Here is a 21,423-nt window from a genome sequence, read left to right on the forward strand (position 1 = left end):
CCGCATTTCATTTCAAACGGATGCCCGGACGGTGAGGTGCAACACCGTGCGCGCGGCCGGTCGAAATCGAACGACGCGACGTATCGCCGACCGTTTGGACGGCTCGTCGCACGCGCGGCACGACCTGCCGGTGCGCACGTCGCCGCACGCACCGCGCTGCCCTGCTTCGGTGCGCCGGCAAGTACTCGCCGCGCGCTATCGCACACCGGCCCGACATCGCGTCCGGCCGTACGCGCGGACCGCGCAATCCCGTTTTCGGACACGAACACCGTCGCGCGGATGCGACGCTTGCCGCACGCTGCACCCTGTTTTCGACCGTGCATCGCATCCGGCACCCTGCCGGGCGACGCGCGCCATCCTGCCCCGCCCCGCCACGCTCGCCGAGCGGGTACGTGCGGCCTGACTGCTGGCCGACGTGCCACGCCCAACTGGAGGAGACGAAATGAAGAACGATTTGCCCGAACTGGCCCCGCAAGCGCAGCCGTCGGTCGATGCCTTGACGTCGCTGCTGCGCGACCAGCGCGCGGCCTACCTGCGCGCGCCATACCCGGAGTGGGACACCCGCGCGCAGCACCTGCGCGCGCTGCGCACGATGCTGATCGATCACGCGGATGCGCTCGCCGATGCGATCAGCGCCGACTTCGGGCATCGCGCGAAGCAGGAAGTGCTGCTGTCGGAAATCTGGATGGCGAAGGAAGAGATCGACGACGCGCTCAAGCACGGCAAGCGCTGGATGAAGCCGATCCGCAAGCCGATGAACAAGTGGCTACGGCCGGCGCGCGCGAAGGTGCTGCCGCAGCCGCTCGGCGTGGTCGGCATCGTCGTGCCGTGGAACTATCCGGTCCTGCTCGCGGCCGGGCCGCTGATCTGCGCACTCGCCGCCGGCAACCGCGCGATCGTCAAGATGTCCGAACTAACGCCGCGCACGTCGGCGCTGTTCGAACAGCTGATCGCGAAGACCTTCTCGCGCGACCATGTCGCGGTCGTGAACGGCGATGCGGAGATCGGCGCCGCGTTCACCGCACTGCCGTTCGATCACCTGCTGTTCACCGGCTCGACGCACGTCGGCCGCCACGTGATGCGCGCCGCGGCCGACAATCTCACCCCCGTCACGCTCGAGCTCGGCGGCAAGTCGCCGGCGATCGTCGGGCCGAATGCGCGCTTCGACGCGGCCGTCGATGCGATCATCGGCGGCAAGACGTTGAACGCGGGCCAGACCTGCATCGCGCCCGACTACGTGCTGCTGCCGCGCGGGATGGAAGCCGCGTTCATCGAGCGCGCACGGGAGCGCTTCGCGAAGCTGTATCCGGACCTGTCGGCCAACGGCGACTACACGACGATCGTGTCGCCGCGCCATTACGCCCGGCTGCAACAGCTCGCGACCGACGCGCAGGCCGCCGGCGCGCAACTGCATCCGCTGTCGGATGCGCCGTCCGACCCCGCGTCGCGCCGCTTCGTGCCGTGCGCGGTCACGCACGTGCCGGCCGCGTCGCAGCTGATGCAGGAGGAAATCTTCGGGCCGCTGCTGCCGCTCGTGCCGTACGAGCGGCTCGACGAGGCGATCGCGTACGTGAACGCGCGCCCGCGGCCGCTCGCGCTGTACCTGTTCGATGAGGATGGGGGCACGATCGACCGCGTGATGCGCGAAACGATCTCCGGCGGCGTGACGGTCAACGATGCGTTGCTGCACATCGCGTGCGGCAGTTTGCCGTTCGGCGGCGTCGGCGCGAGCGGGATGGGCGCGTATCACGGCTACGACGGCTTCGTGACGTTCTCGAAGATGAAGCCCGTGCTCACGCAGGCACGCCTGAATACCCGCGGGCTGATCGCACCGCCCTATGGCAAGCGCTTCGCCGCGGTGATCAAGATGATGTTGAAGTTCTGAGCGGCGCGGGCCGCGAGCAACGCGCGTCGGCCCACCCGAAAATGCCGCGCGGCGAGGTTGCCGCGCGCGCCGTCACACGGGCCAGAGCGGCCCTTCCTGCATCGCGCCGATCTGCTCGCGCAGCTCGAGCACGCGTGCTTCCCAGTATCGATGCGTGTTGAACCACGGGAACGCGGCCGGAAACGCCGGATCGTCCCAGCGGCGTGCGAGCCATGCCGCGTAGTGGATCAAGCGCAGCGTGCGCAGCGCTTCGACCAGATGCAGTTCGCGCGGCTCGAATTCGCAGAAGTCCTCATAACCGGCGAGCAGGTCCGCGAGCGCGCGCGACGCGCCTTCGCGATCGCCGGGCAGCAGTAGCCACAGATCCTGGACCGCGGGCGCCATCCGGCTGTCGTCGAAGTCGACGAAATGCGGGCCCGCGTCGGTCCACAGCACGTTGCTCGGATGGCAGTCGCCGTGCGTGCGCAGCAGGCGAATCTCGCCCGCGCGCTCGAATGCGGCCTCGACGCCTTCGAGCGCGAGCGTCACCGCCGTCTCGTAGGCGGGCCTTACGTCGTCGGGAATGAAATCGTGCGCGAGCAGGTAGTCGCGCGGCTCGTAGCCGAACGCGCGGATGTCGAGCACGGGACGCGCGACATACGGCCGCGTCGCGCCGACCGCGTGAATCCGGCCGATGAAGCGGCCGAGCCATTCGAGCGTGTCGCTGCGGTCAAGGTCGGGCGCGCGGCCGCCGCGCCGCTCGAAGATCGAGAAGCGGAAGCCGTCGAACGCGTGCAGCGTACGGCCGTCGACGACGCGCGCGGGCACCGCCGGAATCTCGCGCGCGGCGAGTTCGGCGACGAACGCGTGTTCTTCCAGAATCGCTTCGTCCGACCAGCGCGCGGGCCGGTAGAACTTCGCGACGACGGGCGGGCCGTCCTCGATGCCGACCTGGTAGACGCGGTTTTCGTAGCTGTTGAGGGCGAGCAGGCGCCCGTCGGTGCGCAGCCCGGCCGGCATCAGCACGCTGTCGAGCGCATCGAGCACGCACTCGGGCGTGAGGCCGGCGAACGGCGGGCCGGCGGGAGCTGCGGAGGCGGAAGTGACGTCTTTCATGCCCCGCATTGTGCCGTCAGCCGCGCCGAAACACGAGCGTCCGATACGGCACGCGCGCTCAGTGGATCGCGGCGCCGGCCGGCAGCACGGATTCGCCGGTGTCGATCAGGTCCTCGAGAAAGAACGGCTCGGTGTTGAGTTCCTTCGACTCGCCTGGCACGCCCGCGTACCAGGTCACCATGGCCATGTCGCCCAGAACGCGCTGAACGATGCCGCGCGCGCCCTTCGGCACGGCGATATGGGTAGTGCAGACAATCGACCCGACATGCATGATGGTTCCCCACTCTTGAAACTTGAAACCCGGCTCGCTGGCGAGCCGGCAAATGCACGATCCGCGCCGCCCTCGTCGGGGTGTTGCGCGTAATCCCATTGTTCACGGTTTATCGAAGCGCGAAAAGAAGAAGAAGCAGGCGAAGTGCCGCGAATTCGTCGAATGTCTCCAATCAACCACTGCGCCGCGCGTGCGCTTGCACGGACGGATACCCCCATCATACCCTGTCGAATGTGACCGTCCGCCGAAACCGGCCACACGCGCGGCGCCGGCCTCCCGCCGACGGCGGTTGCGTCAGGCGGCCGCCTTGCGTTACCTTTGTCGTTCATTCGCGTTCAAGCGCTAATCGACCCGATGCAACCGCTCACGTCCGCTCTCGCAACATCCCGGCCGCAGTTCGACTCGCGGCCGCAGGCGTGCGCGCATCCATCCGTCCTCCCTCCTCCTGTTGCACCGCCGCTCGTCGGCGCCGCGCCGCCCCCGCCGGCGGCACGCGTCGGCTGACCAGCCGGCTTCCGGTTTCCGTTTTCCATTCGCCCGTTTGCGGCCGTTCGTGCGTCATTGCGCACGGCGCGTCGCCACGTGCGCGACTTGGGACGTTTCGATCCGTTCGACAGGTGGATTCACATGATTTCGTTCAAACGCGCGCTCGCCGCGCATGGCGTGACGTCGCTCTTCGTCTTGCTGTGGAGCAGCGGCGCGATCTTCGCTGAACTCGGTCTGCGTCACGCATCCGCGTTCGTCTTTCTCGCCGCGCGATTCGCGCTCGCATCACTCGTGCTGCTCGTGCCGGCCATCATGCGCGGACGCTGGCTGCCGCCGCGCGGCGAGCGGCGCATGGCCGCGCTGACCGGCCTGCTCATGATGGGCGGCTATTCGATCTTCTACCTGCTCGCGCTCGAGCGCGGGATCGCGCCGGGCGTGCTTGCGACGATCCTCGGCGTGCAGCCGATCCTCACGCTGGCGATCATCGAGCGGCGCTGGCAACCGATGCGCGTCGCGGGGCTCGGGCTGTCGCTCGCGGGTCTCGCGCTCATCGTGTGCCGCGGCGTGGGCGGTGCGGGTCTGCCGATCATGGGCGTCGCCTGCGCGCTCACGGCGCTCGTCGCGCTGACCGCCGGCTCGCTGCTGCAAAAGCACGTGCGCGCGGCGCCTGCCGACGTGCTGCCGCTGCAGAACGCGATCGGCCTCGCGCTGTGCGTGGCGATCCTGCCATTCCGGCCGGTCTCGCTCGAGGTCGGCTGGGCGTTCATCGTCCCGCTGCTGTGGCTCGGCATCGTGATCTCGGTGATCGCGCAGTTGCTGTTCTACCGGTTGATGCAACGTGGCGATCTCGTCAACGTGACGAGCCTGTTCTATCTCGTGCCCGTCCTCACCACGCTGATGGACGCGGTCTGGCTCGGCAACCGGCCCGAACCGCTCGCGCTCGCCGGCATGGGCGCGATCGTGGCGGGGCTCGCGCTCGTGTTCCGCACACCGGCCGCTCGCGCGCGCCCCGATCGCGCGTAGGCGGACGGGCCGCCGCACCCGCGGGTGCGGTGGCCCCGTATCGAACATGTACGACGTTTCAGCGCGAATCGAAAGGAGCGGGAAAGAATGGTGCAAGGCATTCGTCCGACTCGCCGGAAAAATGCAGATTCTCCGGGGTTTTCCGCATACTTTTAATGGTTCGGATAGCGAAAAACGCAGCGAGGTTGCCTATACTCGAACTGACCGCCCCGTTCGCAATCGGGTCGGCCCAACACGAGAAATGCCCGGCATGGGGCTGGAAGACGCGCGTGCGCCTGTTCCGGCCGGCTATGGAGACACGCATGACCACCTATTTCACGATCGGCGACTTCATCCTGTTGATTCCGATGGCGCTGGCCGGCGCGCTGTTTCTCGGCGCGGTGCCGTGCGCAACCGAATTCCGCCACAACCTGCTGCGCGTGCTCGGCGTCATCCTCGGCGTCGGCGTTGCGGTATTGCTCGTCGAAGGCCTGCCTGCGTTGCTCTAGCGACGCGTTGGCGCGCGCCGGTCACGCCGCGGCATCGCAGCGACGTAGCCGCTTGTGTGCGTGCGCAGCGATACGGCATGCAATGGTTCGCATCCCGTATCGACTGTCCTTGATGCCGATCAGATCGCCTGATCGGTGGACGGTTTTTCCCACAGATTGATGCCACCCTCGGTCGCGTAGCGATCGATCTCCGCGAGTTCGTCGGCCGAGAATTCGAGATTCTTCAGCGCGCCGACGTTTTCGCGCACTTGCTCCGGACGGCTTGCGCCGATCAGTGCGGACGTCACGCGGCCATTGCGCAACACCCAGGCGAGCGCCATCTGCGCGAGGCTCTGCCCGCGCCGCTGGGCGATGCCGTCGAGCTTGCGCACGTGCTCGAGGTTGTCCGCGCTCAGGTGATCCTGCTTCAGCGAGCCGCCGCCCGGCTTGTTCACGCGCGCATCGGCCGGCACGCCGTTCAGGTATTTCGACGTCAGCAGCCCCTGCGCGAGCGGCGTGAATGCGATGCTGCCCGTGCCGATGTCGTCGAGCGTGCCGAGCAGATCCTCCTCGACCCAACGGTTCAGCAGGTTGTACGACGGCTGGTGGATCAGCAGCGGCACCTTGTATTGCGCGAGCAGTTGGGCCATCTCGCGCGTCTTCGCGGCCGAGTACGACGAAATGCCGATGTACAGCGCCTTGCCCTGCTGCACGGCCGATGCGAGCGCGCCGGCGGTTTCCTCGAGCGGCGTGTGCGCGTCGAAGCGGTGCGAATAGAAGATGTCGACGTAGTCGAGCCCCATCCGCTGCAGGCTCTGGTCGAGGCTCGCGAGCACGTACTTGCGCGACCCGCCGCCGCTGCCGTAAGGCCCCGGCCACATGTCCCAGCCGGCCTTCGTCGAGATCAGCAGCTCGTCGCGGTACGGCCGAAAATCTTCCTTCAGCAGCCGGCCGAAGTTGGTTTCGGCGCTGCCGTACGGCGGCCCATAGTTGTTCGCGAGGTCGAAATGATTGATGCCGAGGTCGAACGCGGTGCGCAGGATGTCGCGCTGCGTCGCGATCGGCGTCGAGTCGCCGAAGTTGTGCCACAGGCCGAGCGACAGGGCGGGCAGTTTGAGCCCGGATTTGCCGCAGGTGCGGTATTGCATGTCGGCATAACGTTCGGAAGCTGCTTCGTAGGCCATGAGTCGGTTCCGTGAAGACGTCGGGGATGGGACGCGCGCCGCGCGCGAACATCGCGCGCCGGCGGCGAGGGAAACGTACGACGGTTATGGTATCGAACGTGGGCGAAGCGCGCACGGCAATGGACGCAGACGCGTGCGTCGCCTACACTGCGGCGTCTCGAATCACCGTTACAGCGAGGTTGGTATGTCCCGGGTCATCTCGGTTGCGCTGCTCGTCGGCGGCGTCGTGCTGCTGTATTTCGGCGGCCAGTCGCTCCATTCGATCAACGACAACGTGTCGCGCTTCTTCACCGGCTCGCCCGCCACGAAGACGATCCTGCTGATCGCCGGCGGCGCCGTCGCATCGCTGATCGGCCTGATCGGCCTCGCGATGCCGGCCAACAAGCGCTGATCGCGCAGCCGCGCGATGGCGGCCCGCGTTGCGGAGCGGGCTGCACGAAATGCAACGGGCGGCCCAGGCCGCCCGTTCGTTCATCCGCCCGTGCAGCTGCAGTGCCCCATCGGACAAGCGGCGCGGCTGCATCGCCGCCCGAACCGCCGCTAGAACTGCACTTCCGGCTTCGCCGCCGAACGCGTGCCCGGCGTCGGCCGGTTGCTCACGCCGTGGTACGTATAGACGAGCGAGAACTTCACCTGGTCGGAGCGGTTCTGCCCCGCCGAATGCAGCGTGTTGCAGTGGAAGAACACGACGTCGCCCGTCTGGAGCGACGGGCAGGTTGCCGCGTCGATCATCTTGCGGTTTTCCGGCAGGTCGCTGCGGAAGAACTTCGCGTCGTCGAACGCTTCCGGCCCGAATTCGGCCGTGTGCGAACCCGGCACCAGCCAGAGCGCACCGTTTTCATTCGTTTCCGGCCCGAGCGCGAGCCACACCGACACCATGTCCGCGCGTTCGAACGACCAGTAGCGGAAGTCGCGATGCCAGCCCGTCAGGCTGCCGTATGCGGGGTGCTTCGTCATCATGCAGTTGTGATGCGCGCGTGACAGCACCGGCTGCTCGCCGAAGTACTCGCGCATCCACTCGCCGATTTCGGGTGCGATCGCGCGCGCGGCGAACGCCGGATCGCGCGTGTAGGCGTCCAGCAGCCGCCGCACCGTATGCCCGCCCGGCGCATGCTTCGACTCGGGCGCGCCCGGGTAGCGCAAATCCGCCTCGAACTCGATCGGCTCCGCCGCTTCCTGCAACTGGCGCGCCGCGATCTGCTTGAGCGCCGCGCACTGCGCCTCGTCGACAAGGCCGCGCGCGACGACGAAGCCGCGTTCGCGCAATTCCGCGACTTGCGCGCGGATCGATTCCAACTGCAATGGAGACGACATGGGATGCCAGACGTTTATCGTGTGAATGTGACGATTGTAAATCGGCGCCGGATGCCGCGAACAGCGCCATTGTCGTGCGCAGGGGCATGCCAATCGTCGTTTTGATCTGGCGCAAGGGAACTGTGCGGCGCGGCGCGAGCCTCAGCGACAGGCGGTATGCAGCGACACGCTTGCGGCACAAGGGTTTATCGCGACTTTTGCACGTCACGAATCCCTTGTAGCCTGTCGCGGCCTGTCAATTCTGGCGGGCGCGGCGCGCAACGACTTTCGGTAAGATCCGTTGCGCCATCCGAGGCCGTTCATACCAGTGCGCTTTTCAAGAGCGCCATCCATACAAGCGAAGCATCGTTCACATGCCACTCCGTCTGACTTCCCGTCTCAACCGCACTGCGAAGCGCGTCGCACCGTCCGCTCCCGCCCGCCCGCTGCGCCATCACCGCGCACGTACACGGGCGCTCGCCGAGCATACGCACGCGCACAGCCGGCTGGACGGCATCCGCGCCTGGTTCCACGCGTTCTTCTCGATGATGAGCGCGCAGGCGTTCGCACGCCGCGCCGGCCTGCGCTCGCTGCTGCAGAAGCCGTCGTCGCTGCGCGCGCTCGCGCTGCGCCGCACGCAGGGCCCGCAGCGCCGCATCAACCGCCCGCGCCGCCTCGCGGCCAGCAACGGCTGGTTCGGGTTCAGCGCACGCTGAAGCCGCGCCGGCGGGCAGTGCTCGCCACGATCGCAGCGAGGCCGTCATCCCGCCGGCGATCGACGCACATAAAAAAAACCCCGGCATGCCGGGGTTTTTTGTTTCGGGCGGACGACGCTTACGCGACGCGTGCCGTCGGCTCCACGCCGGCCGCTTCGGCCAGTGCGAGCGCCTTGTCGGTCGCTTCCCACGAGAATTCCGGCTCTTCGCGGCCGAAGTGGCCGTAAGCTGCCGTCTTCTCGTAGATCGGGCGCAGCAGGTCGAGCATCTTGATGATGCCCTTCGGACGCAGGTCGAAATGCTCGCGCACGAGCTTCGTGATCACCGCATCCGACACGCGGCCCGTGCCGAACGTGTTGACCATCACCGAGGTCGGCTCGGCCACGCCGATCGCGTACGACACCTGGATCAGCGCGCGCGAGGCGAGGCCTGCCGCGACGATGTTCTTCGCGACGTAACGGCCGGCATACGCTGCCGAACGGTCGACCTTCGACGGATCCTTGCCCGAGAACGCGCCGCCGCCGTGCGGTGCGGCACCGCCGTAGGTGTCGACGATGATCTTGCGGCCCGTCAGGCCGCAGTCGCCCTGCGGACCGCCGATCACGAACCGGCCGGTCGGGTTCACCAGGAACTTGATGTCGCCCTTGATCAGGTCGGCCGGCAGCGTCGGCTTGATGATTTCCTCGATCACGGCTTCGCGCAGCGCCGGCAGTTCGATGTCCGGTGCATGCTGCGTCGACAGCACGACGGTGTCGATCGAATCGGGCTTGCCGTCGACGTAGCGGATCGTCACTTGCGACTTCGCGTCCGGGCGCAGCCACGGCAGGCGGCCGTCGCGGCGCAGGCTCGCCTGGCGCTCGACGAGACGGTGCGACAGGTGGATCGGCAGCGGCATCAGTTCCGGCGTTTCGTCGCATGCGTAACCGAACATCAGACCCTGGTCGCCCGCGCCTTGATCGAGGTTGTCGTCATGCGCGCGGTCGACGCCTTGCGCGATGTCCGGCGACTGCTTGTCGTACGCGACGAGTACCGCGCAACCCTTGTAGTCGATGCCGTAGTCGGTGTTGTCGTAGCCGATGCGCTTGATGGTGTCGCGGGCGATCTGGATGTAATCGATGTTGGCCGTCGTGGTGATTTCACCGGCCAGAACGACGAGACCCGTGTTGCACAGCGTTTCGGCTGCAACGCGGGAGTATTTGTCCTGCTCGAGGATGGCGTCGAGAATCGCGTCCGAGATTTGGTCCGCGACTTTGTCCGGATGGCCTTCGGAGACGGATTCGGACGTGAAGAGATAATCGTTTGCCACTTTTTCAGGCTCCTGTGTGGTTACGGTTGGTTTCACGTAGCCAGCTTCGTTGGGCCTGAAGCGGCGACGCTTTAGCGGATTACCAGGACCGGGCAGCGCGCTTCGCGCCAGCCGGCTTCGCCCCGCAAGTTGTCAGTTAACTCGGCGAAGCCCGTATTATAGCGGCTTTCGTGAATTGTCACAGAGCGCCACTCGTGCTGCATCGTCCGCTGTCCTACCCCCCTGTTCGCAACGTGCCGGCCAGCCGGCCCCACGGAGATTCCGCATGCTAGGCCGCCTCGGCACGCACCTCGCCATCGGCTTGCTGAAGCTGCTCGCCCTGCTGCCGTACGGCTTGACCGCACGGTTCGGCGACGGCCTCGGCTGGCTGCTGTACCAGATTCCCAGCCGGCGAAAGCGCATCGTACATACCAATCTGAAACTCTGCTTCCCCGACTGGAGCGACGAACGGCGCGAGGAAGTGGCGGGCCAGCACTTCCGCCACGCGATCCGCAGTTACGTCGAGCGCAGCGTCCAGTGGTTCGGCTCCGAGCGCAAGCTCGCGAAGCTGATCCAGGTCGACAGCGCAGTCGACCTCACCGATCCGGATCTGCCCCCGACGCTGTTCCTGGGCCTGCATTTCGTCGGCATCGAAGCCGGCTCGATCTGGCTGAACCGTTCGCTGCAGCGCCGCTGCGGGTCGCTGTACCAGCCGTTCTCGAATGCCGTGCTCGAGGAAGAGGCGAAAAAGGCCCGCGGGCGTTTCGACGCCGAGATGGTCGGCCGCGCGGACAGCGCCCGCGTCGTGCTGCGCTGGCTGCGCGACCGCAAGCCGGTGATGCTCGGCGCCGACATGGACTATGGTCTGCGCAATTCGACGTTCGTCCCCTTCTTCGGCGTGCCGGCGTGCACGCTGACGGCCGTCGGCCGGCTCGCCAAGACGGGCCGCGCGCAGGTCGTGCCGTTCATCGGCGAGGTGCTGCCGAACTACAAGGGCTACCGGCTGAAGGTGTTCAAGCCGTGGGACAACTACCCGACCGGCGACGACGATCTCGACGCGCGGCGGATGAACGAATTCCTCGAGGAGCAGATTCCGCTGATGCCGGAGCAGTATTACTGGGTGCACAAGCGCTTCAAGACGCGCCCGCCCGGCGAGCCGAGCCTCTACTGAGCCGAACCCGCGGGCGCGCGGCACGATGCGCGCCTGCAGCCGTGCCACCTTCGGCGCGCCTTGCGCGCGCCCCTGCCAGAGACCGTGGGCCGATTGCCGCGCGAGCCACGGATCCGCCGTCCCGCCGGTTTCCCCGCCCAGCCACCCGAATGACGCCCCGCCCGCGCAGGACGCCCCTGTCGGCTGCATGTATCATTTGCGGTTGAGATCAGCACGACGAACGACGCCGCACGCCATCGCGGCACGCCGCGTCCGCCGTGCCGACCGCCCTGTTCGCCATGGAATTCCGGACCCAGTGAAACTCTCGTTCACCAAGATGCACGGCGCGGGCAACGACTTCGTCGTGCTCGACAGCTATTCGCGCGCGCTGCCGCCGCTCACCGAGGCGCAGGTGCGCGCGCTCGCCGACCGACACTTCGGCATCGGCGCCGACCAGTTGCTGCTCGTCGAGAAACCGACCGTCGACGGCGCGGATTTCAAGTACCGGATCTTCAATTGCGACGGCGGCGAGGTCGAGCACTGCGGCAACGGCGCGCGCTGCTTCGTGAAGTTCGTCAGCGACCGCGGCCTGACCGACAAGCGCAGCGTGCGCGTGCAAGTGATGAAGGGCCTGATCACACTGACGATGCAGGACGACGGCGAAGTCGTCGTCGACATGGGCGCACCCGTGTTCGCGCCGGCGCAGGTGCCGTTCGACGCCTCGGGGCTCGACGGCCGGACGGAAGGCAACGACACGCTCTGGCCGCTCGACGTCGGCGGCGCGACGCGCTGGATCTCGACGGTGTCGATGGGCAACCCGCACGCGGTGCAGGTCGTCGAAGACGCCGAAGCGTATCCGGTGCTCGAAGAAGGCCCGTTGATCGAGCTTCACGCCCGCTTCCCGCAGCGCGTGAATGCCGGCTTCATGCAGATCGTGTCGCGCAACGAGGTGAAGCTGCGCGTGTACGAGCGCGGCGCGGGCGAGACGCTCGCGTGCGGCACCGGCGCGTGCGCGGCGGTGGCGGCCGGCATCCGGCGCGGCCTGCTCGATTCGCCGGTAACCGTGCACACGCACGGCGGCACGCTGACGATCAGCTGGGACGGCGCGCGCGACGAAACCGCCGCGCTGATGATGGCCGGGCCCGCCGCGACCGTGTTCGAAGGCGAGATCGACCTGAACGTCTGACCCTGCAACGCCCTGATAACTGAACGCTCCAGCCACATGAACGATCGCGAAGTCGCTGACTACCTGCTCGCCAATCCCGAATTCTTCGCGCAACACGCGGAACTGCTCGCGACGATCCGTCTCGCGAATCCGCACGGCAAGGCCGCGATCTCGCTGCAGGAGCGGCAGATGGAAATGCTGCGCGACAAGAACAAGCATCTCGAGCGCCGGCTCGCCGAGCTCGTGCGCTACGGCCACGAGAACGACAGCCTGTCCGCGAAGTTCAGTCGCTGGACCGCGCGCGTGATCGCGGAACGCGATCCGTACGCGCTGCCGCGCACGATCGCCGACGGCATCGCCGAGGTGTTCGACGTGCCGCAAACCGCGCTGCGCGTGTGGGACGTCGCCGACACCTACTCGCAGGCCGACTTCGCGCGCCAGGTCGGCGAGGAAGTGCGCCTGTTCACGAACGGGCTGTCGACGCCGTACTGCGGCGCGAACACCGGATTCGAAGCGGCCCAGTGGCTCGCACCCGCGCTCGCGGCGCCGGCCGCGAATGCGGCGGAAGGCGCTGAAGCCGCGCCGGCCGGCGACGGCGCGGCCACGTCGGTCGCGCTGCTCGCGCTGCGCGCGCCGCTCGGCGGCACCGACGCCCCCGCGTTCGGCCTGCTGGTGCTCGGCTCGCCCGATCCGCGCCGCTTCCACGACGGGATGGCGACCGACTTCCTCGCGCAGATCGCGACGCTCGCGAGCGCCGCGCTCACGCGCCTGCTGCCGCACTGATGCCGCGCCCATGACCGACGATCCGATCGCCGCCTACCTGTCGAACCTGAAGCACGTCAGGCAGCTGTCGGAACACACGCTGCGTGCGTATACGCACGAACTCGACGAACTGAAGAAGCTCGCCGCCGGCCGCCCGCTCGAGGCGCTCACGGCTGCCGACATGCGCGGCGCGGTCGCGCGCGCGCATGCGGGCGGGCTGTCCGCGCGCTCGATCTCGCACCGGCTGTCCGCGTGGCGCGCGTTCTACCGCTGGCTCGCGCAGCGCATCGAGATGCCCGCGAACCCCGTCGCCGCGGTGCGTGCGCCGAAGCGCCCGAAAACCCTGCCGAAGGCACTTTCGGTCGACGACGCATCGGCACTGATGGACGCGCCGCTCGCCGGTACGACCGAAGGCATCCGCGATCACGCGATCCTCGAACTCTTCTATTCGTCCGGGCTGCGCCTCGCCGAACTGGTCGGGCTCGACGTCATGTACACGCAGGCCGACGGCTACCGCTCGGCCGGCTGGCTCGATCTCGCCGAGGCCGAAGTCACCGTGCGCGGCAAGGGCAACAAGGAACGCAAGGTGCCGGTCGGCCGCAAGGCGATCGAGGCGCTGAACGCGTGGCTCGCGGTGCGCGGCGAATTCGTGAAGCACGATCCGCATCCGCTGTTCGTGTCCGTGCGCGGCAACCGGATGGCGCCCGGCGTCGTGCGCGACCGCGTGAAGCGCGCGGCGCTGGCCGCGGGCATTCCCGCCAACGTCCACCCGCACGTGCTGCGCCATTCGTTCGCAACGCACGTGCTGCAGTCGAGCGGCGACCTGCGCGCGGTGCAGGAACTGCTGGGCCACGCGAGCGTCTCCGCCACGCAGGTCTATACGTCGCTCGACTTCCAGCATCTCGCGAAAATTTACGACAGCGCGCATCCGCGCGCGAAGAAGCGCGACTGACGCGCTTCCCGTGTTACCCGCCGCGCGCGGCGACCGGCCAAGGTCGGCTTTGCGCACGGCCCCTTTCGATCTCATCATGCAAACCGTCACCCTCAAGCCGTCCAAGGAAAAATCGCTGCTGCGCCGCCATCCGTGGATCTACGCCAATGCGATCGACCGCGTCGACGGCAAGCCCGCGCCCGGCGCGACCGTGATCGTCCGCGCGCACGACGGCCGCTTCCTCGCGCGCGGCGCGTACAGCCCGCAGTCGCAGATCCGCGTGCGCGTGTGGAGCTTCGACGAGAACGAACCGATCGATCACGCCTTCTTCAAGCGCCGCGTGCAGCGCGCGGTCGCGCACCGCACGACGATGGTGTCGGGCACGGGCGCGGTGCGGCTCGTGTTCGGCGAAGCCGACGGGCTGCCGGGGCTGATCGTCGACCATTACGTCGCGGACACGGCCGAGCCGGGCGCCGCACCGCGCGGCCAGCTCGTATGCCAGTTCATGGCGGCGGGCGTCGAGGCGTGGAAGGACGCGATCGTCGCGGCACTCAGCGGCGCGACCGGCTGCCCGAACGTGTACGAACGCTCGGACGTGTCGATCCGCGACAAGGAAGGGCTCGAACAGACGACCGGCGTGCTGGCAGGAGATGCGCCGCCCGCGACGCTGATCGCGAACGAAAACGGCGTGCGTTATCACGTCGACGTGCCGAACGGCCACAAGACGGGCTTCTACGTCGACCAGCGCGACAACCGCGCACTCGTCGCGCAGTATGCGGCCGGCCGCGACGCGCTCAACTGCTTCTGCTACACGGGGGGCTTCTCGCTCGCGGCGCTCAAGGGCGGCGCGAACCGTGTCGTGTCGATCGACTCGTCGGGCGACGCGCTCGCGCTCGCGCAGCAGAACGTCGTCGCGAACGGCTTCGATGCCGAGCGCGCGACCTGGCTCGACGCGGACGCGTTCAAGACGCTGCGCCGCCTCGTCGACGAAGGCGAGCGCTTCGACCTGATCGTGCTCGATCCGCCGAAGTTCGCGCCGACCCGCGACAGCGTCGACCGCGCATCACGCGCATACAAGGACATCAACCTGAGCGGCTTCAAGCTGCTGCGTCCGGGCGGCCTGCTGTTTACGTATTCGTGCTCGGGCGCGATCGACATGGACCTGTTCCAGAAGATCGTCGCGGGCGCGGCCGCCGACGCGAAGGTCGACGCGCGGATCCTGAAGCGGCTCGGCGCGGGCGTCGATCACCCGCTACTCGCCGCGTTCCCGGAAGGCGAATATCTGAAGGGCCTGCTGTTGCAAATCGTCTGATCGCCCCGATCTACGCGCACACCCGCGTCCGCCGGGCCGCCCCGCTGGCGGCCACGCGCTCGAGCCTGTCGTCCGGACGACGGGCGAAGGCTTGACAGGTATGTTTCAATGGATGGTTGTGCGCCCCGGCTCGCGAGTCGACGGCGCGACGCACACATCCTGGTTTTGACCCCGATTCACGAACCACAGGCGACCGACATGGCCACTCCCGTCACCATCCTCACCGGCTTCCTCGGCAGCGGCAAGACGACCCTGCTCAAGCGCATCCTGAACGAACAGCACGGCATGAAGATCGCCGTGATCGAGAACGAGTTCGGCGAAGAAAACATCGACAACGAGATCCTCGTTCAGGACACGAACGAGCAGATCATCCAGATGAGCAACGGCTGCATCTGCTGCACGATCCGCGGCGACCTCGCACGCGCGCTCGGCGATCTGGCCGCGAAGAAGCGCGAAGGCAAGCTCGACTTCGACCGCATCGTGATCGAAACGACCGGCCTTGCGAACCCGGGCCCCGTCGCGCAAACCTTCTTCATCGACAGCGAAATCGCCGACGATTTCCTGCTCGACGCGGTCATCACGCTGGTCGACGCGAAGCATGCGAACGCGCAGCTCGACGAACACGAAGTGGTGCAGCGCCAGGTCGGCTTCGCCGATCGCCTGTTCATCACGAAGTCGGACCTGGTCGACGACCAGGCCGTCGCGGCGCTCAAGCACCGCCTGATGCACATGAACCCGAAGGCGACGATCAAGGTCGTGAACTTCGGCGAAGCCGACATCAAGGAAATCTTCGACCTGCGCGGCTTCAACCTGAATGCGAAGCTCGAGATCGATCCGGACTTCCTCGCCGAGGACGACCACGCGCACCATCACCACGATCACGACCATGATCACGATCACGCGCATTGCGACCACGATCACGGTCAATGCGCGCACGATCACGACCACGGCCACCACCACCACGCGCACCACGACGACAAGATCAAGTCGTTCGTGTACCGCAACGACCGCCCGTTCGACCCGAACAAGCTGGAAGACTTCCTCGGCGGCATCCTGCAGATCTACGGCGAACGGATGCTGCGCTACAAGGGCGTGCTGTACATGAAGGGCGTCGACCGCAAGGTCGTGTTCCAGGGCGTGCACCAGATGATGGGCAGCGACCTCGCCGCGAAGTGGCTGCCGGTCGAGAAGAAGACCAACAAAATGGTGTTCATCGGCGTCGACCTGCCGCAGGACCTGATCACCGACGGCCTCGACGCCTGCCTCGCCTGAGCCTTCTGGCCCGGCGTCGCGCGCCTTCCATGCGGCCGCCTTCCGGGGCGGCCGCGGCGCTTGCGCGGTGCCTTTTCCGGGCAGGGTTTCGCCGTCATCGCTTTTTCGCGATTTGCGCGTTATATTTTCTAGATATTGGCGCAGCCGACGGGGATCGACCCGATACGGCGCCCGCTTGCGATTCAGTTACAATACGTGCCCGCTGGAGTACGGCAATAACAGGCCCGGTTCTTGCTGAACCATTGACCGGGCATCGCAACCGCGCCGGATCGCCCATCCGCCACCCGGCCGCGGCCGATGCGATCTGCCGCGCAGCACACCGGTTCGCCGCGCGCGCAAATCCGCGCCAGGGCTATCCTGGTATTTGAGAACCGGTTTTCCAGAGGCTTTCGGCCCCGCGGCGGCATATCGCAAATGATTGCAAGCGCAGTTGCGGGTAATCCCAAAGTGCAGGCAATATCTCTTGATTTGCCGCACATTGAAGAAGCAAGCAGATGACGAAGAAACTCTTGACCGAAGCCGAAATCCTGAAGATGAGCGACAAGGATTACATGAATGAGGATCAGCTCGCCTTCTTCAAAAATCGGCTCGAACAGTTGCAGGCGGACATCCTCAAGAACGCAGGCCAGACGACCGAGAACCTGCGCGAGACGGTGATCGTGCCCGATCCCGCCGATCGCGCGACGATCGAGGAAGAGCACGCGCTCGAACTGCGCACGCGCGATCGCGAACGCAAGCTCCTCAAGAAGGTTCAACAGTCGCTCGCCCGCATCGATTCCGGCGATTACGGCTGGTGCGAGGAAACCGGCGAGCCGATCGGCATCCCGCGCCTGCTCGCGCGCCCGACGGCCACGCTGTCGCTCGAGGCGCAAGAGCGCCGCGAACTGCGCCAGAAGCTGTTCGGCGACTGATCGAGCGGCGTTCCGCTCCGACACGCTGCTTCCCGAAAGCGCGCGGCCCGCCGCGCGCTTTTTGTTTTTCCGGCACCGGTTCCCGGCCCGCCGGCCGATTTGCCTCCCCCTCTTGATATCCCGGCGCCCGCCCTAAAATGAATCGGACGCGCGCCGGGCCGCTCCCCGGCGCACTGCGATTCAAGCGGCGGCGCCCCGCGCCGCCCGACTCTTCCCCGTTTTTCTCAAGGAACGCAGATGGAGCAATTTCACGGCACGACCATCGTTTCGGTCCGGCGCGGCGACAAGGTCGCGCTTGGCGGCGACGGCCAGGTAACCCTCGGCAACATCGTCATGAAGGGTGGCGCGCGGAAAGTGCGGCGGATCTACAACAACCAGGTACTGGTCGGATTCGCGGGCGGCACCGCCGATGCGTTCTCGCTGCTCGATCGCTTCGAGGCGAAGCTCGAGAAGCACCAGGGCAACCTGACCCGCGCGGCCGTCGAGCTCGCGAAGGACTGGCGCACCGACCGGATGCTGCGCCGCCTCGAGGCGATGCTGATCACGGCCGATGCGACCACCACGCTCGTGATCACCGGCAACGGCGACGTGCTCGACCCGGAAGGCGGCATTTGTGCGATCGGTTCGGGCGGCGCCTATGCGCAAGCTGCGGCCCGCGCGCTCGCGGAGAACACCGAGCTGTCCCCGCGCGAGATCGTCGAGAAATCGCTCGAGATCGCCGGCGACATGTGCATCTACACGAACCACAACCGCATCATCGAAACGATCGAGTAAGGACCGCACCATGAGCACCATGACCCCTGCCGAGATCGTCTCGGAACTCGACAAGCACATCATCGGCCAGAACAAGGCGAAGAAGGCCGTCGCGGTCGCGCTGCGCAACCGCTGGCGCCGCCAGCAGGTCGCCGATCCGCTGCGCACGGAAATCACGCCGAAGAACATCCTGATGATCGGGCCGACGGGTGTCGGCAAGACCGAAATCGCGCGCCGCCTTGCGAAGCTCGCCGACGCGCCGTTCATCAAGATCGAGGCGACCAAGTTCACCGAAGTCGGCTACGTCGGCCGCGACGTCGACAGCATCGTGCGCGACCTGATCGAGATCTCGGTCAAGCAGACGCGCGAATCCGAGATGCGCAAGGTGCGCAGCAAGGCAACCGACCAGGCGGAAGACCGCATCCTCGACATCCTGCTGCCGCAACCGCGCGCGGTGGGCTTCGGCGGCAACGCGGATCACGCGAACGACGACAACAACGCGACGCGCCAGACCTTCCGCAAGCGCCTGCGCGAAGGCCAGCTCGACGACAAGGAAGTCGAACTCGACCTCGAGCAGCCGACGGCCGGCATGGAAATCATGGCGCCGCCGGGGATGGAGGAAATGACCGAGCAGATCCGCTCGATGTTCTCGAACCTCGGCAGCGGCAAGAAGCAGCGCCGCAAGGTGAAGATCAAGGAAGCGCTGAAGCTGCTGACCGACGAGGAAGCGGCGAAGATGCTCAACGACGAGGAAGTGAAGACGAAGGCCGTGCAGAACGTCGAGCAGAACGGCATCGTGTTCCTCGACGAGATCGACAAGATCACGTCGCGCAACAACGAAGGCAGCGGCGGCGAAGTGTCGCGCCAGGGCGTGCAGCGCGACCTGCTGCCGCTCGTCGAAGGCACGACGATCAACACGAAGTACGGGATGGTGAAGACCGATCACATCCTGTTCATCGCGAGCGGTGCGTTCCACCTGGCCAAGCCGAGCGACCTGATTCCCGAACTGCAGGGGCGCTTTCCGATCCGCGTCGAACTCGATTCGCTGTCGGTGGAAGACTTCGAGGCGATCCTCGACGCGACCGACGCGAGCCTCGTCAAGCAGTACCAGGCGCTGCTCGCCACCGAAGACGTGCAGCTCGAGTTCGCCGAAGACGGCATCCGCCGCCTCGCCGAGATCGCGTACTCGGTCAACGAAAAGACCGAGAACATCGGTGCGCGCCGGCTGTATACGGTGATCGAGAAGCTGCTCGAGGAAGTGTCGTTCTCGGCCGGCAATCACGCCAGCGAGCGCGTGACGATCGATGCGAAGTACGTCGATCGCGCGCTCGGCGAAGTGTCGCAGGACGAAGACCTGTCGCGCTACGTGCTGTAACGCACGCGGCGTCGAATGCGAAACGGGCGGCCCGACGGGCCGCCCGTTTTCGTTGGTGCGCCCGGCCGATGCAGCCGCGCCCCTTACTGCCGCACCGGCTTCTTCGCGAGCTTGCGTTGCAGCGTGCGGCGGTGCATGTTCAGCGCGCGCGCGGTCGCCGAGATGTTGTTGTTGTTCTCCGCCAGCACGCGCTGGATGTGCTCCCATTCGAGCCGGTCGACCGACAGCACGACCGGATTCTCGAGCGCCTCGTCTGCCTGCACTTCGCTCGCGTTGGTCTGCAGCGCGGCCAGGATCGACTCGATGTTCGCGGGCTTCGCCAGATAGTTGTCGGCGCCTTCCTTCACCGCCTGCACGGCGGTCGCGATGCTCGCGTAGCCGGTCAGCACGAGAATCCGCGCGTCGGGCTGCAGGTCGCACAGCGGCGCGATCAGGCTCAGGCCCGAATCGTCGCCGAGATGCAGGTCGACGGTGATGAACTGGAACTTGCCGCCGGCCGCCAGCCGCAGCGCCGCCTCCTTGTCGTGCGCCTGCTGGACCGCATAGCCGCGGCGCTCGAGGCCGCGCGCGAGCGTGCCCGCGAACACCTCGTTGTCGTCGATCACCAGGAAATTGTTCTCGCTCATGTGGTTTCTCCGTCTACGTGTTGGTTGAGGCGGCCGGCACCGCGATACGCGCCACCGGCAGGCGCAGCACCGCGCGCGTGCCGCGGCCGGGGGTGCCGGCCGGGCGGCCGTCCGGCGTGGCCGCCGCTCGTTCGGTCGCGCGCTGGCCCGACGCACCTGCCGCGTGTCCGTTCGCGCCGCCATGGCTGCGCCCGTTGCCGCCCCCCGCGCGCGGCGTGACATCGGACAGCTCGATCTCGCCGCCGAGACGCACGGCCGCGCTGAACGCGAGGTACAGGCCGACCCCGTGGCCGCCCTGCGTGCTGTCGACCGGCATCGAGCCGAGCGATTCGCGCAGCGCGGCCGGAATGCCGGGGCCGTCGTCGCATACCTCGAATTCGATCTGGTCCGCAGCCCGCTCGTGATGCGCAAGCTTCGCGGCCAGCGTCACGCGGTGCGGGCTCGCCCGTGCGGCGTTGTCGAGCAGGATCGTCAGGATCTGGCCGGCCGCGACCGTGTCGTCGAGCCCAACGCCCGACGGGCGCGCGCCGAGCAGTTCGAACTGCACGTGCGGATGCCTCAGGCGCCAGTGCTCGACGAACGTGTCGAGCCAGTCGTCCACCGGCTGGCGGCTCGCCGGCGCGCTCGCCCGGCTGCGCAGGCGCGCGAGCGCCGACGTGCAGAGCGTCATCTGTTCTTCCAGCACCTTCAGGTCGGCCTCGTAGCGCGCGAGCCCCGGATCGGCGCGTGCCGCATCGCGCAGTTCCTCCGCAAGCATTGCGATCGTCGACAGCGGCGTACCCATCTCGTGCGCGACGGTGGCGGCCTGCACGCCGAGCGCGACCGCCCGCTCGTCGCGCAGCAGGTGCGCCTGCGCTTCGCCGAGCGCCGCATCGCGCTGGCGCAACGCGTTCGACATGCGCGCGACGAACCATGCGATCAGCCCGACGCTGACCATGAAGTTCGCCCACATCCCCGTGCGGTAGTAGTCGAACAGATTCGCCGGATTGTCCATGTTGAGCGGCACCGAATCGAATCCGAGCGCCGCGTAGCACGCGACCGCGAACGCCGCGAGCCAGATCATCAGGTGCCACGGCAGCACGGCCGCCGCGATCGCGAGCGACGGCAGGTATAGCGACACGAACGGGTTGGTCGTGCCGCCCGACAGGAACAGCAGCGCCGACAGCGCGCCGAGGTCGACCCACAGCTGGCCGAGCAGCTCGAAATTGGTCTCGGGCCGCGCGCGCAGCACACGCACCCAGGTCAGCGCGTTGAAAACGATTTCGAGCGCGATGACCATGAGCATCGCCGGCAACGGCAGATGCACGCCGAAATAGGTCTGCACGACGCCGATCGTCACGAGCTGGCCGATGATCGCGAGATTGCGCAGCCAGAACAGGTGACTGAGGTTGACGCGCCCGGTGGTGGTAATTCGTTGCATCCGGGCAGTTTACCCGTTTAGCGCCCGGCACCTCTATCGGG

At 67.2% G+C, this 21,423-nt stretch carries 21 protein-coding genes; 14 read left to right on the plus strand and 7 right to left on the minus strand.

The window, feature by feature from the left end:
* Positions 1 to 442 precede the first annotated feature (442 nt).
* Positions 443 to 1,885, plus strand: coding sequence for a coniferyl aldehyde dehydrogenase (locus DIE11_RS21950; protein ID WP_124626997.1), 1,443 nt, complete (start codon positions 443 to 445; stop codon positions 1,883 to 1,885).
* Between the two features lie 72 nt (positions 1,886 to 1,957).
* Here the strand turns inward: DIE11_RS21950 and DIE11_RS21955 are convergent, their stop codons facing one another.
* Both DIE11_RS21955 and DIE11_RS21960 read right to left on the minus strand, forming a co-directional pair.
* Positions 1,958 to 2,980: a serine/threonine protein kinase gene (locus tag DIE11_RS21955; protein WP_124626999.1), complete on the minus strand. Its 1,023-nt coding sequence runs from the start codon at positions 2,978 to 2,980 to the stop codon at positions 1,958 to 1,960.
* Between the two features lie 58 nt (positions 2,981 to 3,038).
* Complete coding sequence (locus tag DIE11_RS21960; protein ID WP_011886311.1) at positions 3,039 to 3,251, minus strand: hypothetical protein; 213 nt, start codon at positions 3,249 to 3,251, stop codon at positions 3,039 to 3,041.
* Between the two features lie 627 nt (positions 3,252 to 3,878).
* Here DIE11_RS21960 and DIE11_RS21970 point away from each other — a divergent pair.
* Positions 3,879 to 4,760, plus strand: a complete 882-nt coding sequence (locus DIE11_RS21970; RefSeq protein ID WP_124627001.1) for a DMT family transporter — start codon at positions 3,879 to 3,881, stop codon at positions 4,758 to 4,760.
* A 302-nt stretch (positions 4,761 to 5,062) separates the two neighbouring features.
* Positions 5,063 to 5,248 (plus strand): hypothetical protein, encoded by a 186-nt coding sequence (locus tag DIE11_RS21975; RefSeq protein WP_014895742.1) that lies wholly within the window; start codon positions 5,063 to 5,065, stop codon positions 5,246 to 5,248.
* Positions 5,249 to 5,367: 119 nt separating this feature from the next.
* Here the strand turns inward: DIE11_RS21975 and mgrA are convergent, their stop codons facing one another.
* Complete coding sequence (mgrA, locus tag DIE11_RS21980; protein WP_124627003.1) at positions 5,368 to 6,411, minus strand: L-glyceraldehyde 3-phosphate reductase; 1,044 nt, start codon at positions 6,409 to 6,411, stop codon at positions 5,368 to 5,370.
* A 184-nt stretch (positions 6,412 to 6,595) separates the two neighbouring features.
* Between mgrA and DIE11_RS21985 the strand changes: the two genes are divergently transcribed.
* A complete protein-coding gene (locus DIE11_RS21985) occupies positions 6,596 to 6,802 on the plus strand; it encodes a DUF3185 family protein (protein ID WP_124627005.1) in 207 nt (68 codons plus the stop codon).
* A gap of 149 nt (positions 6,803 to 6,951) precedes the next feature.
* Here the strand turns inward: DIE11_RS21985 and DIE11_RS21990 are convergent, their stop codons facing one another.
* Positions 6,952 to 7,725 (minus strand): phytanoyl-CoA dioxygenase family protein, encoded by a 774-nt coding sequence (locus tag DIE11_RS21990; protein ID WP_059607448.1) that lies wholly within the window; start codon positions 7,723 to 7,725, stop codon positions 6,952 to 6,954.
* Between the two features lie 353 nt (positions 7,726 to 8,078).
* Here DIE11_RS21990 and DIE11_RS21995 point away from each other — a divergent pair, with 353 nt between their 5' ends.
* Positions 8,079 to 8,420 (plus strand): hypothetical protein, encoded by a 342-nt coding sequence (locus tag DIE11_RS21995; protein ID WP_124627007.1) that lies wholly within the window; start codon positions 8,079 to 8,081, stop codon positions 8,418 to 8,420.
* 118 nt (positions 8,421 to 8,538) lie between these two features.
* On the opposite strand, the gene metK is transcribed toward DIE11_RS21995, so the two are convergent.
* Entirely contained in the window at positions 8,539 to 9,726 is a 1,188-nt protein-coding gene (metK, locus tag DIE11_RS22000; protein ID WP_059607451.1) for a methionine adenosyltransferase, read from the minus strand.
* Between the two features lie 265 nt (positions 9,727 to 9,991).
* Here metK and lpxL point away from each other — a divergent pair, with 265 nt between their 5' ends.
* From lpxL to hslU, 9 genes are all read left to right on the plus strand, one after another.
* Positions 9,992 to 10,876, plus strand: coding sequence for a lauroyl acyltransferase LpxL (gene lpxL, locus DIE11_RS22005; RefSeq protein ID WP_059468610.1), 885 nt, complete (start codon positions 9,992 to 9,994; stop codon positions 10,874 to 10,876).
* 295 nt (positions 10,877 to 11,171) lie between these two features.
* On the plus strand, positions 11,172 to 12,041 hold the full coding sequence (gene dapF, locus DIE11_RS22010; RefSeq protein WP_124627009.1) for a diaminopimelate epimerase: 870 nt from the start codon (positions 11,172 to 11,174) through the stop codon (positions 12,039 to 12,041).
* Positions 12,042 to 12,077: 36 nt separating this feature from the next.
* On the plus strand, positions 12,078 to 12,803 hold the full coding sequence (locus DIE11_RS22015) for a DUF484 family protein (protein ID WP_059607457.1): 726 nt from the start codon (positions 12,078 to 12,080) through the stop codon (positions 12,801 to 12,803).
* 10 nt (positions 12,804 to 12,813) lie between these two features.
* Complete coding sequence (gene xerC / locus DIE11_RS22020) at positions 12,814 to 13,734, plus strand: tyrosine recombinase XerC (protein ID WP_059607459.1); 921 nt, start codon at positions 12,814 to 12,816, stop codon at positions 13,732 to 13,734.
* A gap of 76 nt (positions 13,735 to 13,810) precedes the next feature.
* Entirely contained in the window at positions 13,811 to 15,025 is a 1,215-nt protein-coding gene (locus tag DIE11_RS22025) for a class I SAM-dependent rRNA methyltransferase (protein WP_124627011.1), read from the plus strand.
* A 198-nt stretch (positions 15,026 to 15,223) separates the two neighbouring features.
* A complete protein-coding gene (locus DIE11_RS22030) occupies positions 15,224 to 16,297 on the plus strand; it encodes a GTP-binding protein (RefSeq protein ID WP_124627013.1) in 1,074 nt (357 codons plus the stop codon).
* Between the two features lie 494 nt (positions 16,298 to 16,791).
* Positions 16,792 to 17,208: an RNA polymerase-binding protein DksA gene (gene dksA / locus DIE11_RS22040; RefSeq protein WP_006477498.1), complete on the plus strand. Its 417-nt coding sequence runs from the start codon at positions 16,792 to 16,794 to the stop codon at positions 17,206 to 17,208.
* A gap of 237 nt (positions 17,209 to 17,445) precedes the next feature.
* Positions 17,446 to 17,982 carry an ATP-dependent protease subunit HslV gene (hslV, locus tag DIE11_RS22045; RefSeq protein ID WP_006760749.1) on the plus strand — a complete coding sequence of 179 codons (537 nt, stop codon included), beginning with the start codon at positions 17,446 to 17,448 and terminating at the stop codon, positions 17,980 to 17,982.
* Positions 17,983 to 17,992: 10 nt separating this feature from the next.
* Positions 17,993 to 19,336: an ATP-dependent protease ATPase subunit HslU gene (hslU, locus tag DIE11_RS22050; protein WP_059607464.1), complete on the plus strand. Its 1,344-nt coding sequence runs from the start codon at positions 17,993 to 17,995 to the stop codon at positions 19,334 to 19,336.
* Between the two features lie 83 nt (positions 19,337 to 19,419).
* On the opposite strand, the gene DIE11_RS22055 is transcribed toward hslU, so the two are convergent.
* Both DIE11_RS22055 and DIE11_RS22060 read right to left on the minus strand, forming a co-directional pair.
* The gene (locus DIE11_RS22055; protein WP_044847841.1) at positions 19,420 to 19,962 is read right to left on the minus strand and encodes a response regulator transcription factor; all 543 of its coding nucleotides are present in this window, start codon (positions 19,960 to 19,962) and stop codon (positions 19,420 to 19,422) included.
* Between the two features lie 13 nt (positions 19,963 to 19,975).
* Complete coding sequence (locus DIE11_RS22060) at positions 19,976 to 21,382, minus strand: ATP-binding protein (protein WP_124627015.1); 1,407 nt, start codon at positions 21,380 to 21,382, stop codon at positions 19,976 to 19,978.
* Positions 21,383 to 21,423 lie beyond the last annotated feature (41 nt).

Origin of the sequence: Burkholderia sp. Bp9012, from assembly GCF_003853825.1 — a bacterium.
Classification (GTDB): Bacteria; Pseudomonadota; Gammaproteobacteria; order Burkholderiales; family Burkholderiaceae; genus Burkholderia; species Burkholderia diffusa.